This is a genomic window from Ureibacillus chungkukjangi, from assembly GCF_003217295.1.
Lineage (GTDB): Bacteria > Bacillota > Bacilli > Bacillales_A > Planococcaceae > Ureibacillus > Ureibacillus chungkukjangi.
This window is the reverse complement of sequence record NZ_QJTJ01000004.1, coordinates 1-13,524: the sequence shown is the minus strand read 5'-3', so window position 1 is coordinate 13,524 and position 13,524 is coordinate 1. Positions and strand designations below refer to the sequence as shown.

The 13,524-nt window shown below is 39.1% G+C and carries 10 protein-coding genes; 2 read left to right on the top strand and 8 right to left on the bottom strand.

The features are described from left to right. Positions 1-446: 446 nt before the first annotated feature. The 6 genes from BJ095_RS04630 to speB all read right to left on the bottom strand — a co-directional run bounded on the left by BJ095_RS04630 (position 447) and on the right by speB (position 7,988). A complete protein-coding gene (locus BJ095_RS04630) occupies positions 447-2,114 on the bottom strand; it encodes an acyl-CoA dehydrogenase family protein (protein ID WP_107932440.1) in 1,668 nt (555 codons plus the stop codon). Beyond that, positions 2,115-3,617: a class I adenylate-forming enzyme family protein gene (locus tag BJ095_RS04625; RefSeq protein ID WP_107932438.1), complete on the bottom strand. Its 1,503-nt coding sequence runs from the start codon at positions 3,615-3,617 to the stop codon at positions 2,115-2,117. Further along, positions 3,610-3,999, bottom strand: coding sequence for a MerR family transcriptional regulator (locus BJ095_RS04620; RefSeq protein ID WP_107932436.1), 390 nt, complete (start codon positions 3,997-3,999; stop codon positions 3,610-3,612). Before BJ095_RS04620 ends, BJ095_RS04625 begins: the two co-directional genes overlap by 8 nt. Positions 4,000-4,810: 811 nt before the next feature. Next, positions 4,811-6,478, bottom strand: a complete 1,668-nt coding sequence (gene argS / locus BJ095_RS04615) for an arginine--tRNA ligase (RefSeq protein WP_107932434.1) — start codon at positions 6,476-6,478, stop codon at positions 4,811-4,813. Beyond that, a complete protein-coding gene (locus BJ095_RS04610) occupies positions 6,475-6,915 on the bottom strand; it encodes a DUF1934 domain-containing protein (RefSeq protein ID WP_107932432.1) in 441 nt (146 codons plus the stop codon). The genes argS and BJ095_RS04610 overlap by 4 nt, the downstream gene beginning before the upstream one ends. A gap of 200 nt (positions 6,916-7,115) precedes the next feature. Further along, positions 7,116-7,988 (bottom strand): agmatinase, encoded by an 873-nt coding sequence (gene speB / locus BJ095_RS04605; RefSeq protein ID WP_107932431.1) that lies wholly within the window; start codon positions 7,986-7,988, stop codon positions 7,116-7,118. A 452-nt stretch (positions 7,989-8,440) separates the two neighbouring features. On the opposite strand from speB, the gene BJ095_RS04600 reads away from it, so the two are divergent. Further along, positions 8,441-10,504, top strand: a complete 2,064-nt coding sequence (locus tag BJ095_RS04600; protein WP_107932429.1) for a transglycosylase domain-containing protein — start codon at positions 8,441-8,443, stop codon at positions 10,502-10,504. Between the two features lie 396 nt (positions 10,505-10,900). On the opposite strand, the gene BJ095_RS04595 is transcribed toward BJ095_RS04600, so the two are convergent. Then, the gene (locus BJ095_RS04595) at positions 10,901-11,422 is read right to left on the bottom strand and encodes a YwhD family protein (protein ID WP_107932427.1); all 522 of its coding nucleotides are present in this window, start codon (positions 11,420-11,422) and stop codon (positions 10,901-10,903) included. A 71-nt stretch (positions 11,423-11,493) separates the two neighbouring features. On the opposite strand from BJ095_RS04595, the gene BJ095_RS04590 reads away from it, so the two are divergent. Further along, a complete protein-coding gene (locus tag BJ095_RS04590; RefSeq protein ID WP_107932425.1) occupies positions 11,494-11,679 on the top strand; it encodes a 2-hydroxymuconate tautomerase in 186 nt (61 codons plus the stop codon). A 95-nt stretch (positions 11,680-11,774) separates the two neighbouring features. Here the strand turns inward: BJ095_RS04590 and BJ095_RS04585 are convergent, their stop codons facing one another. Beyond that, complete coding sequence (locus BJ095_RS04585; protein WP_107932423.1) at positions 11,775-13,019, bottom strand: HD domain-containing protein; 1,245 nt, start codon at positions 13,017-13,019, stop codon at positions 11,775-11,777. Positions 13,020-13,524 lie beyond the last annotated feature (505 nt).

Sequence of the window (13,524 nt, the reverse complement as noted above, 5' to 3'; positions counted from 1 at the left end):
ATCAGACTAAATCCGCTCTCTATCTTATAAGTCTATTTTACTTTTAGCTTCTTTCATCCGTCAAATTCTTAGTAACTTAATATGGATTGTAAGCTGGTGAGTCTCTTAAAATGGATTGCGGTTTTGGAGTGGTTAAGGGTTGAAGAATAACCGAAAAATTTCCTTCTAAATTGAAATATAGTGATATTTTCATTGAATTAAAGGAAGTTTTTCCGCTTATTTTGCCAAAACCCGTGAATTTCGGCTTATTATATAGAGATTAACAGGAAAATCTTCTCTTATTTCTGCTTGTTAGGCCTCTATTTGAACCATTAACCGAAAATTTTCCGCTTAAATAAAAAGCATGGCGAACTCGATTACGATCGCCATGCTTTTTCACAAATTGTATTTACACTTTTCACTTCAGAAGAGCACCCTTTCTTTTTTTAAGCACTCTCCCATCACTATTAGATTATTTCATGGAAATACTGAACAGTTTTCATTGGGTCACCTACTTTACGCAGCTCCCAGGTTTCTTCTAAATAGATTTCCGCTAACTTTTCATATTTATCTCCAAATTGAGCTGCCCATTCTATAGCGATGACACTTTCATAAATAAGGGCCATTTTTTCTGTAATTGCCTTTGCATCATAAGTTTGTGTGGCATCATCTAAGGAAACAAATAGCTGTAGCTGCTTATCGATTACATTTAATTGAACTTCGACGATTTCTTTCAACTTTGATGTTGGAATTGCTAGTAATCGCTTATTCATTTCTTCAATAAATAAATTATGTGCATCATACTTTTTAAATAATCGAATGACCTCAAGGGCTAAAATGTTCGCCGTACCTTCCCACACCGTCAGAACCTGTGCATCCCGTAATAATCGCGGTGTGACAAAGTCTTCGATATAGCCATTTCCTCCATGAAGTTCGATGGCTTCACTTGCAAATTTGACTGCATGCTCTGCCGTTTCCTTCTTCATAATAGCGATGTACAATCGATTCAAAACCGTTTCTCTCGTAGTTCCCTTCCCATTCGTAACAAGATCATATTGCTGAATCAAATCAAATGTAGCAGCTACTTCCACATGTAGTTTTGCTGCTAATTTCCCTAAAGAATCCTGAATCATCGGGTAGTTCGTCAAGCTTTGCCCGAATGCCTCACGATTGGAAACATAGTGCTTCGCTTCTAGAAACGCACGTCGCATAATCCCTACTGAAGCTACAGCATTACAAATCCTAGAGAGATTTAGAGCTTCAAGCATATAGTATATGCCCTTACTTGGGTCCCCAACAACATAGGCACGCGCACCATCAAACTCTATTTCTCCAGACGGCACTGCACGAACGCCTAATTTATCCTTTAGCCGGCGAATTCTTAGCCCGTTGACTGAGCCATCTTCATTTTTCCACGGTACTGCAAAAAGCGTCAGCCCCTTTGACCCTGCTGGTGCGTTAGGGATACGTGCCAATACCATGGCAACTCCGCACATTCCTGCATTTGAAGCAAAATATTTTTCGCCATATAACCGGTAGCCTTCTCCATCAAAACGTGCCTTAACCACGTTTGCACCTACATCGGATCCACCTTGTCGTTCCGTTAAAAAGGTAGCTCCTTCAAATAATTCCACTTCCCCTGTTGAACAAACATAGGGAAGAAATCGTGCCTTCAATTCCTCACTTGCATAATGATCCAGTAAATAGGCTGTTGCCATCGTTAACGTCACTGGACAATAAAAGCCTGGTTCGGCATGAGAAAGCAGATAGCCCTGTGCAAAGCTATAAACATAGTTCCCCTTTTTCCCTAACTGTGGAATTTCTTTATGGACATAGCCCACGATTCCAGTATTATAGGATTGCTGAATTGTCTGTTTGTAGCCTTCATTGACCCATACCTCTGAAGTTTCCTCACCGTATTTATTGTATCGTTTTAGTCGAGGCTCTCCCTCCCTATCAGTATGCTTTGCCCGTTCATCAATTTCACCGGCAACTAGCTCCCCAAAATCCTGCAATTCTCGTTTTGCATATTCTAAGAGCTTCGGTTCCAGCATTTGTTCTAGTATTTTGTGAAGCGTCTCATCATTTTCAAAAAAGTTTGATTCTCTTTTACTAGAAGATTGCAAAACCTTCATTTAGTTCACCACCTGTTGCTTCAATTGTTGTTTTAGAATTTTCCCTGAAGCATTTCTTGGTAGCGCTTCCACTTGTTCAAATACCCTTGGCACTTTATATTTCGCTAGATGCTCAGTTAAATAGGCTTTAAGCTTCTCTTCATCGATCGGCGTTTTCGTCGCATATACTGCTTTTACCGTCTCGCCCCATTCTTCATGAGGAATACCAATAACTGCTACTTCAAAAATACCCTCAAATTGAAGCATACGATCCTCGATTTCCTTTGGATAAATATTGACCCCACCTGAAATAATAACGTCCTTCTTTCGGTCCACTATCCAAATAAAGCCGTCTTCATCAAATCGAGCTAAATCACCCGTCCTTACCCAGCCATTTATAAAGGCTGCTTTTGTTGCCTCAGCATCTCGATAATAACCGACCATATTACCCTCGCCGTATAAAACCACTTCACCGATTTCACCTTCAGCAACATCTTCCCCATCTTCGTTGATAATTCTAAGCTCTGTCCCGAACGGTGCACGCTTGCCGACGCTCCCAGCCTTTTGTTCATGTTCATCATTAAACAATAATGCCCCACTTGGACCTGCCTCAGTTAATCCGTAAACACATAATAGGTTATCCGTCTTAAAGGCTTGCTGAACTAAGCGAATTTCTTTTTCAGAAAGCGGTGCTCCTCCATAAACCCACCATTTCATCGAGGAAAGATCGGCTGTTTGAAGTCTTGGATTCGAAGCTGTTACCAAATATGCCACAGGTGCCCCAAAGAAGTGCGTCGTTTTTTCATTTTCTACCGAGTCGATTAATAAATCCGGCGTGAAGGTTGGTGTTAAAACAATTGTTGAACCTACTAAAACACCAGACATTAAAAATAAATGTAGTGGCGCGGAATGAGTTAATGGCATCATTAAAAGAAGTCGGCTTTCTGGCTTCACTTCCATTTCGATAGCTATCATTTGCGAAACGGCTAAGACATTGCGATAACTAAAAAGAACCCCTTTTGGTTTTCCCGTTGTTCCAGATGTATATAGAATTGTAGAAAGGTCGTCTTCTGTTAACTGGCAGTCAATTGGTGTAGTTTCGCTTTCTGTTAAAAGCTCTGTGTAGCTCAACCATCCATCAGTTGGTGCTCCTGTTTTGATTTTTAATGGGATAGCCGAGATTTTTTCAACAGCTGCAAAAATAGCTTCATGTGCTAGAATTGCCTTTGCCTCCGAGTGTTCAGCCACATATTCAACTTCTGATAGAGTGAATTTCGCATTCACTGGTACCACGATTCCCCCAATTCGCTGTACGGCAAAATAGCTAACCACAAATTCCAATACATTTGGCATAAAAAGAATCACTTTGTCTTCTTGTTTGATTCCTTGAGCTAATAAGGCATTGCTTAATCGTGTTACTTGTTCATCCAATTCTTTATAGGATACTCTTCTTCCATGACAGATTACTGCTTCATTATTTGAATATTTTCGGGCATTTCTTGCTAACAAATTTGAACTATTCATCAACCATCTCTCCCTTTAAATTCATCAATTTTTCATAGAATTTTGTGTGCAGCTCCTGTAGCTCAATTTTCATTTGAACAAGCTCTTCAATTTTGGAGTCAATTTCTTTCATCTTTTGCTCGCCATATTCAACAGTTCGTTCAAGCTGTTGCACGCCTGTTCGGTCGAAATCAAATAGAAGCACCATCTCCTTTATTTCATCGAGTGAGAATCCATATTTCTTCCCCCGAAAGATGAGTTTCAGCTTAGCAAGCTCCTTCTTTGAAAAGGTGCGCTGATTCGAAACAGAACGACTTGGACGAAGCAACCCAATCTCTTCATAGTATCGTAGCGTTCTAGTTGAAACATTGAATTCTTTCGCAACCTCCTGAATCGTTTTCATCTGCCTTCTCACCCCTCTTTTCCCAAATTATAGCATTGACGTTAACGTAAACTTCAATAGAATTTATGCAATTAATAGAATTTTATATTTGTTATGTAGAAATTTGGTGTGGGTGTGGGTGTGGGTTCGGGTTCTCTTTGACCAATTACCCTCGCTACAGCGTTTTCGAGGAATTGACGACTCTTCTCTTTGACCGATTAACCATGCTCCCCCGTTTTCGAAGAACTGACGACTCTTCTCTTTTACCGGTTAACCTCGCTACAGCTTTTTTGGGGCACTGACTACTCTTCTGTTTTACCGATTAACCTTACTACAGCGTTTTCGGGGAACTGACGATGCTTCTCTTTTACCGATTAACCTTGCTCCAACGTTTTTGGGGAACTGATGACTGCTCTCTTTTACCGATTAACCTTGTTCCAGCGTTTTCGGGGAACTGAAGACTGCTCTCTTTTACCGATTAACCTCGCTCCACCGTTTTCGGGGAACTGACGACTCTTCTCTTTTACCGATTAACCTCGCTCCACCGTTTTCGGGGAACTGACGACTCTTCTCTTTTACCGATTAACCTTGCTACAGCTTTTTTGGGGAACTGATGCCTCTTCTCTTTTACCGATTAACCTCGCTCCAGCGTTTTTGGGGAACTGACGACTGCTCTCTTTTACCGGTTAACCTCGCTCCACCGTTTTTGGGGCACTGATCCCGCTCCTCACTAAACCGTTAGCTGCCCCTCCCCCCAGCTCTAAACAAAAAAATGACCCACCGAGCGTTCAACTGAAACGCCCAAATGGGTCACTTTACTATAAATGTTAAATTACATTTTTTCCGGAGCTGCTACACCGATTAAACGTAGTGCGTTTGCTAGCGTTACACGGACTGCGTTGATTAGTGCTAGGCGTGCTTCAGTTAACTCTTTGTTATCTGGGTTAAGCACTTTTTCTGCATTGTAGAAGCTGTGGAATGCAGCTGCCAGGTCTTGGATATAGTTTGCAACACGGTGAGGTGTGCGGTGTTTTGCAGCATCGGCTACTACTTGAGGGAAGGCACCTACTTTTTTCAGTACATCCTCTTCTTTTTCTGCTGTTAACAGATTTAAATTCTCTAATGAAGTTTTGTAGCCTTGCTCATCAGCCGAACGGATAATTGAGCAAATACGTGCGTGTGCATATTGAGCATAGTAAACTGGATTTTCATTTGATTGTGAAACAGCTAAATCTAAGTCGAAGTCCATATGTGAATCACATGCAGTTTTCACGAAGTAGTAACGTACCGCATCTAAGCCTACTTCTTCAACTAGGTCACGCATTGTTACAGCATTCCCTGTTCGCTTACTCATTTTATATTTTTCGCCGTTTTTATATAGCTGAACCATTTGGATTACTTCAACTTCTAGCTTATCACGGTCATAGCCAAGTGCTTGAATTGCTGCCTTCATACGTGGGATATAACCATGGTGGTCTGCACCCCAGATGTTGATTAGCTTTTCAAAGCCACGTTGAATTTTATCTTCGTGATAGGCGATATCTGGCGTTAAGTATGTGAATGAACCCTCGGATTTGATTAAAACTCGATCTTTATCATCACCGAATGTAGTTGAACGGAACCAAGTAGCTCCTTCTTCTTCAAATACATGGCCGTTTTCTTTTAATTTGTTTAAAGCTACTTCGATTTTGCCGTTTTTGTATAATGAAGTTTCAGAATACCAAACGTCAAAGTTCACACGGAAGTTTGCTAGGTCATTTTTTAATTTATCTAACTCAAGCTTCAAGCCATGCTCACGGAAAAATTCAAAGCGTTCTTCGTCTGATTTTTCTAGAATTGCCGCACCGAATTCCTCAGCCAATTTTCCAGCAATCGTGATAATATCTTGACCGTGGTAGCCGTCCTCCGGCATTGCTGCATCCATTCCTAAAGCTTGCTTGTAACGAGCTTCTAGTGAATGCGCTAGATTGTTGATTTGATTACCAGCATCGTTAATATAATATTCGCGAGATACATCGAACCCAGCAAAGTCTAATACATTACATAATGAGTCACCGAATGCAGCTCCACGTGCATGTCCTAAATGTAGGTCACCTGTTGGATTCGCTGATACGAACTCAACCTGTACCTTTTCACCATTTCCAGCTGCAGAGCGACCATAGTTTTCGCCTTGCTCATTTACTGATTTTACAACATCAGCCAGGAATGCTTTACGGACTGTGATGTTAATGAAACCAGGGCCCGCTATTTCTAATTTTTCAATCTCTGTGCCTTTTGTTTCAAGGTTTTCTAAAATACTTTCAGCAATTGCACGTGGCGGTTTTTTTGCTAATTTTGTTAATTGCATTGCCAGGTTTGTTGCAAAGTCACCATTTACTTTATCCTTTGGTGTTTCTAAATGGATATTTAATTCTGTCCCGGCTTCAACTAGGCCAGCTTTTTCTACCGCTGCTTGTAAGGCGTCTTTGATTGCTTGCTGCAATTGTTCTACTGCATTCATTTTTGTACCTCCGAATATTGTATTTCTAATGTATATTTTCCAACGGATTGACCGCTAATGATGAGATCATACTGGACATTAAATTTCCCGCTCAATTGATTATCTTCATTATAATCATAGGATAGATGCTTGGTTTTTGTTATGATTGGCATCGATCCAAATTGTGTCTCGTATTCTCCAATTTCCTCTTTTATTGTGTTGAATGGCAGGCGCATTTTCACTCCTCCACCACGTAATATAAAGGCATCTTCATTTCCCATTTTGACGGTTGTGCGGATTTCTTTTTCTTCAAGTTGCTCTACATAACGCAGATAGGACTTCCCAGACTTTTTCACTACTGACCCATCTAACCACATTTCGTAGTTTTCTTTTTCTCCATCTATCGGTAAAATCGTGGAATTTAATTTTATTTTTACTTTTGTTTCTTCCATACTCATTGCTTAGGGACCGCTCCTTGGCTACCATTACTATATATAACCTTAATATTATAGGATAAATTGGTGAATTTTATCAAGGTAGAACTATGTAAGGGGTAATTAAATACTATAAGAAATTCCTAAACACTACACTGAAAACAATTAAAAAGGTATGGACACTTTATAGTAATGGTCCATACCTTTATGAATTAATCTTCTAATTATTTAACCCAACCAAGAATCATTTCACGTAATAGCTTAGCCGCTGTATTTACGGTCATTTCAGAATGATCATAAATAGGTGCTACTTCTACTAGGTCGAAGCCTACTACGTTTACGCCGCTACGTGCGATTTCGTGGATGGATGCTAGTAATTCTTTTGATGTGATTCCACCACAGTCTACTGTTCCAGTTCCTGGAGCATGTGCTGGATCTAATACGTCGATATCAATCGTTACGTAGACATTGCGTCCTTCTAAAGTTGGTAAAACCTTTTTAAGAGGCTCTAATACTTCAAATGGTGAAATGTGCATGCCATTTTCTTTAGCCCATTCAAATTCCTCTTTTAAGCCAGAACGGATACCAAATGAATACACATTTTTTGGTCCAATATGGTCGGCAATTTTACGAATTGGTGTCGCGTGTGAATACGGCTCGCCCTCGTAATCAGTGCGTAGGTCAGTATGTGCATCAAAATGAATAATAGCTAAATCGTTATACTTTTCATATACCGCTTCCATTACAGGTAGAGAAACTAAATGCTCTCCTCCCATACCGATTGGCACTTTACCAGCAGCTACTACTTTTCGAACAAAATCTTTAATTTCTTTTAATGACTTTTCTGGATTTCCAAAAGGAAGTGGGATATCTCCCGCATCAAAGAATTTCACATCGTCTAATTCACGATCTAAGTATAAGCTGTACTCCTCCAGTCCAATCGAAACCTCGCGAATTCGAGCTGGGCCAAAACGAGAACCCGGACGATAGCTTACTGTCCAGTCCATCGGCATTCCGTAAAGAACTGCCTTTGATTCCTCATAATTTGGGTGGCTTTTTATAAATACATTTCCTGCATACGTTTCATCAAATCTCATTTATTTCACCTTCACTTCTTATTTTCAAACAAACCCTGCATGTGTTTCTTAAACTCCAGCTTCAATTGGAGCCAATTGCTTTTCACTTTATCATATTTTGTCGATTATTTGTTTAACTCAAACTGATAATTAACAAGTTTTTTCATACCTATCAGCTTATATATAACAATTACAGACCAAATCTCACGGTTCAACTCGTATATATCGCGTCAAAATTGCAATAGATAGGTCTTTTGAAACTTTTTTCGACTTTATTCGTATATGATATATGGATGGTTATTATAAATATCGAATAGCCTTCACTTAGAAAAACTACAACATACAGCTACTTGAAAAAATTATAGATAATTTTAGACAAGTTGCAACAGTTTTTTTACGTATAATTTCGATTAAAGGTTACTTTTTGAGTCTATACTATGGACAGTATAAAAATGATGTGGGGTGAGATGCGGATGAAACGAGAAAGCTATAGACGACAGAGAAAAAGAAAAAAATGGTTAAAGTACACAACTTTTACTGCAGTAGCTGCTGTATTTGCGATTGTAGCTGGGCTAATTGCTTTGCGTGTATATGCTCAAATAGCTGGTGCTCCGCCTTTAACCGTGCCAAAAGCATCTGTATTTTTAGATAATAATGGAAATCGAATTGGTGATTATTATTCTGCAGAAAGACGCTATTGGGTTGAATTAGACGAAATTTCTCCTTATTTAATAGATGCAACAGTTGCTGTTGAAGATAAAGATTTCTATGAGCATAACGGCTTTGATTATTCACGTATCGCCAGTGCAGTTTTGACAGATTTAAAAACACAAAGCATGGCAGAGGGTGCAAGTACAATTAGTATGCAATTAGCTCGTAACCTCTACTTAACATTTGATAAAACCTGGGCAAGAAAAATTCAGGAGGCTTTATATGCCTATCGATTAGAAGTTTTTTACAGTAAGGAAGAAATTTTAGAGGGTTATTTAAATACCGTTAACTATGGGCACGGAATGTATGGAATTGAAGCAGGAAGCCGTTATTATTTCGGCAAATCAGCAAGCGAATTAACTTTAGCTGAGTCAGCTTTGTTAGCAGGAATTCCAAAAGGACCGAGTATTTATTCGCCTATTAATAATTATGAAAAAGCGATGAATCGCCAAGCAGTTATCCTGGGATTAATGGACAAGCAAAAATACATTTCAGCTGAAGAAAAAAGTCGTGCTAACTCTGAAGAAATCGTCTTAAAAAATGAGCAATGGACTGCGACAAAATCAATTTCCCCTTATTTCCTAGATGTTGCGTGGCAGGAAGCTACAAAGATTTTAGAAAAAGAGAATCTGAACATCCGAGAAGGCGGCTGGTCCATTAAAACTACTTTAAACCAAGCACACCAAATAGCTGTTGACGATGCTATCGAGAAAAACATGCCTGACAGTGATTTGCAGGTCGGCTTTGTTAGTATGGATGTGGAAACAGGACAGGTTACAGCACTAGTTGGTGGACGAGATTATGAAGGTAGCTCGTTTAACCGCGTGACGCAAGCAGTACGGCAGCCTGGATCCTCTATCAAGCCATTTCTATACGCGGCTGCTTTAGAGAAGGGATTTTCACCACTGACATTTTTAGATGTCGGCGAAACAATTTTCACCTATGATAACGGGCGAGCAACTTATAAGCCACAAAATGTTAACGGGCAATTTGCAGATAGCCAGATGTCACTTGCTCAGGCTATTGCAATATCTGATAACATCTATGCTGTCAAAACATTAGAGGAAATTGGCTATGATTCCTACCGAGATGTTTTAGAACGATTTAACCTAAACTTCTCCGACGCGAATAATCCATCAATCGCTCTTGGGACAACAGAAAATTCACTATTCGATTTAACAAAAGCATATAATACGATTGCTAATGGCGGGAAAGAAACAAAACCAACAACAATCCTTGAAATCAAAAATGCAGATGGCGAGGTTGTTTACGAATACAAAAAACCTAAGACTGAGCAAGTCATCTCTGAAGAAAATGCTTTTTTACTAACAGATATGATGACAGGAATTTTCGATCCAGTGTTTAGCGATTACTCCCCTGCTACCGGTGTTTCACTGCGCCCACGCATGACACATACGTATGCCGCTAAATCTGGTACAACAGTAAGCGACCAATGGTTAGTTGGTTACACACCTAGCGTTACTGCAGGTGTTTGGAATGGCTATGACCAAGGGAAAACCCTTTCCGTACAGCAAGACATGGCTGCTTCTAAGCAAGTATGGATTGACTTTATGGAGGCCATCAACAAAGGAAAGCCAAACGAAACCTTTGAGCCTCCAAAAGGTGTAGAAAAGGTATTAATCGATATTGAAACTGGAAAGCTCGCAACGGAGTCTTGTCCTAAACAGAGAATGGTTTATGTAAAAGCTGAAGATATTCCAAAGGAAAAATGTTCATCCTTTGAGTTCTTTGATGAAGATTCCTGGAAGGATTTCTTAGATTTATTCCCATTTGAAGCTTTCAAAGGTATGTTTAATAATAACTAATTAAAAAAGCTCTTTCTTGTTCGGTATTATACCCGCCAGCAAGAAAGAGCTTTTATTATTTATCGGTAAAAATTGGTATATCAATATAAAAAAATATCGATTTTTTCTCGAGGAAAAATCGATTTTTATGGCAAACGAAAGTATGAGATTCATGGGGCATCCGGCTTGGGAGTTTCAAATGCCGCATAAGTCTCAAACATTTCGTTCAGCCAAGTGTCCTAGCTTACTATTTAAGCTAGTTTCAGTGTACTTTTTTTCAAACATAGTTTCAACAACGGATTAATTCTTAAATTAAACTGTCACATTTTGTTCAAATTTAAGAATGTTTTTTCCGCAAAAACTATTGACTAGATACTATTTTTAAAACATATTTTCTATTTATTAGTCGTAAAAGTATTATTTTTGGACTTCTAAATCCTTGTGAAGCTGTTCGTCGCTTCTTTCCCACATTTCTAAATTATGAGATTTTAAGAAGTCTGTTAGCACTTCTTTTGATACATCATCCATATAGTCAACCATAATTTTACGCTTCATGGATTTGTCCATTCTGTTGACATGGTCAGCTAAAATTTTATAGCCACGACGTTTTTCTTTGTTCACAACCATTTCACAGGCAGTTACTCCAGCAAAATAAGGTCCATCCTCTTTGAAATCGATTGTAACCCATACTAGCCAATACGGTTTTCCACCTTCTGAGTCCTCACGATTCGTCGTAAATTTAACACGACGCTCCACTTCACTCTTTGCATGCATCGCACCAATATCAATAAATGCGTTTTTTTCCTGTATATCAATAAAAACTGGCGATACATTTTCTAAAGATAATGAACCGATACCAAAGCCTTTATGGCCATCTGTTGGATCATTTTTTATAATGGTAAAGCCCATCTTTTGTTTTGGTTTTTCTTCATTTGCCATATTGTCAATCCCTCCATCTAAGCCTATTATAAAGAATATACACTAATTTTATCCACTTGGGAGGATGTAAAATGCCAATCGTAACAGTAAAAATGTTAGAAGGTCGTACAGACGAACAGAAAAAAGCTCTAGTTGAAAAAGTAACAGCTGCAGTTGTAGAAACAGTAAATGCACCACCAGAAGCAGTAACTATCGTTATTGAAGAAATGGCAAAAAACCATTATGCAAACGCTGGGGTTCGCGCTTCCGATAAATAAGCTTGTCCAAGAATCTAATGCACTTGTTCATAAACTTGAACTTTGCTTATAGATTCTTTTTTATTTGGAGCAGTTTTTCTGTGTTCGTCTATTCCCTATCCCCCGATTTCTTTCGGGTAATATACCTTATAATCAGTTTTAATCTTAGTGGCAATTGCAGCAACAATATGCGACTGGTCAGCTAGCTCCCGAATCTCCCCTGTAGGCATCTCTAAATAAATTGGACTTTTCGATGAGATACCTGGACGATATAAATCGTAAGGCAAATCTGATGTAGAATCAGGTCTAATATAATATTCTGGGTCTAAGCCAATAGCCTTTACTTGCTCCACAAGCCATGCATAACGCTCTGGCTCTTCCTCTGGGTTTAAGTCAACGTGCTCAAACAAATCACGATTCACAAAGCGTCTACACAGGTCACTTAGAATAGCATCGTTCTCCTCCAGCCAAAATTGGAAGTAGGTCAGCATAATACTTTCATCTAAATCTAAATATTGCTTTAATGTATTATTATTTTCAAAAAATGGTTTGAAATGAACTGGCTCAAATTTAAACGAATAGCCCTCTTCACTTAATCGTTTCGCACGCTTTAAAATATTATATAAGATAGTTTCTGCACTACGTGATACTGGGTGGAAGTAGATTTGTAAATACATTTGATAGCGAGACATTATATAATCCTCTACTGCATGCATCCCACTTGCTTTAATGACAATAATATCCTTTCGCGGGCGCATCACGCGTAAAATCCGCTCCATATCAAAATGGCCATAGCTAACCCCTGTGTAATAGGCATCACGCTGTAAATAATCCATTCGATCCGCATCGATCTGACTGGAGATTAAACTGACTACTTGTTGATTCGTATAGTTTTTATCGATCACTTGTGCAATTCTTTCAGGGAAATCCTTTGATACACGGGCTAAAACCTCATGAATCTCTGTATCCCCTAATAGCACCATTCTCGTATATTCTTCATGATTTGTGCCAAATACATTTTCAAAGGCATGTGAAAACGGACCATGTCCAACATCATGCAACAGTGCAGCACATAAAGCTAACAGTCGTTCATCATTATCCCATTCAGGTCGACCCTGGAAAATATCGTCCACTATGCGCCGTACAATTTCATAGACACCTAGTGAATGATTAAATCGACTATGCTCTGCCCCATGAAATACTAGAAAAGTAGTTCCTAATTGTCGAATTCTCCGTAATCTTTGGAACTCTTTCGTAGCGATTAAATCCCAAATCACTTGGTCTCGCACATGAACATAGCCATGCACTGGATCCTTAAACACTTTCTCTTCAACTAACTTAGCACTCGCATAATCCTCCATAAGTCCGCACCTCACTCTCAATTACTTACCTCTTATTATATGGGACTTTTCAGCGAATTACATCAAACACCTTCTAAAATACTAGAAAAATGAAGCAATTTTATTTATTACTTTACTTTATTGGTAAAATTTTGATAATGAAGTAGTGGTTTTTCCACTCTATGGATTTGCTACCTATCATGCTTCAGGCGACTCCCTATCGTCACATTCACCTGCTCTTTGCTACCTTTCTAGCTTAGGCTTAGCCTCTATCGTCTCATTCTCCCGCTCTTTGCTACCTTTCATGCTTCGGCTGAGCCCCTATCGTCGCATTCTCCTGCTCTTTGCTACCTTTCATGCTTCGGCTGACTCTCTATCGTCGTATTCGTTGGCTCTTTGCTACCTTTCATGCTTCAGGCGACTCCCTATCGGATAAAGTCCATATAATTGTGTAAAAAGAAAAAGAGTCATTTTATTCTCTCTTGGATACAATGTTTTCAGCGACGATAAACATGAAAAGAGGGAA

Coding starts and splice junctions, on each gene's coding strand:
- BJ095_RS04630 (WP_107932440.1), bottom strand. CDS start 2,114: ATGAAGGTTTTGCAATCTTCTAGTAAAAGAGAATCAAACTTTTTTGAA.
- BJ095_RS04625 (WP_107932438.1), bottom strand. CDS start 3,617: ATGAATAGTTCAAATTTGTTAGCAAGAAATGCCCGAAAATATTCAAAT.
- BJ095_RS04620 (WP_107932436.1), bottom strand. CDS start 3,999: ATGAAAACGATTCAGGAGGTTGCGAAAGAATTCAATGTTTCAACTAGA.
- argS (WP_107932434.1), bottom strand. CDS start 6,478: ATGAATGCAGTAGAACAATTGCAGCAAGCAATCAAAGACGCCTTACAA.
- BJ095_RS04610 (WP_107932432.1), bottom strand. CDS start 6,915: ATGAGTATGGAAGAAACAAAAGTAAAAATAAAATTAAATTCCACGATT.
- speB (WP_107932431.1), bottom strand. CDS start 7,988: ATGAGATTTGATGAAACGTATGCAGGAAATGTATTTATAAAAAGCCAC.
- BJ095_RS04600 (WP_107932429.1), top strand. CDS start 8,441: ATGAAACGAGAAAGCTATAGACGACAGAGAAAAAGAAAAAAATGGTTA.
- BJ095_RS04595 (WP_107932427.1), bottom strand. CDS start 11,422: ATGGCAAATGAAGAAAAACCAAAACAAAAGATGGGCTTTACCATTATA.
- BJ095_RS04590 (WP_107932425.1), top strand. CDS start 11,494: ATGCCAATCGTAACAGTAAAAATGTTAGAAGGTCGTACAGACGAACAG.
- BJ095_RS04585 (WP_107932423.1), bottom strand. CDS start 13,019: ATGGAGGATTATGCGAGTGCTAAGTTAGTTGAAGAGAAAGTGTTTAAG.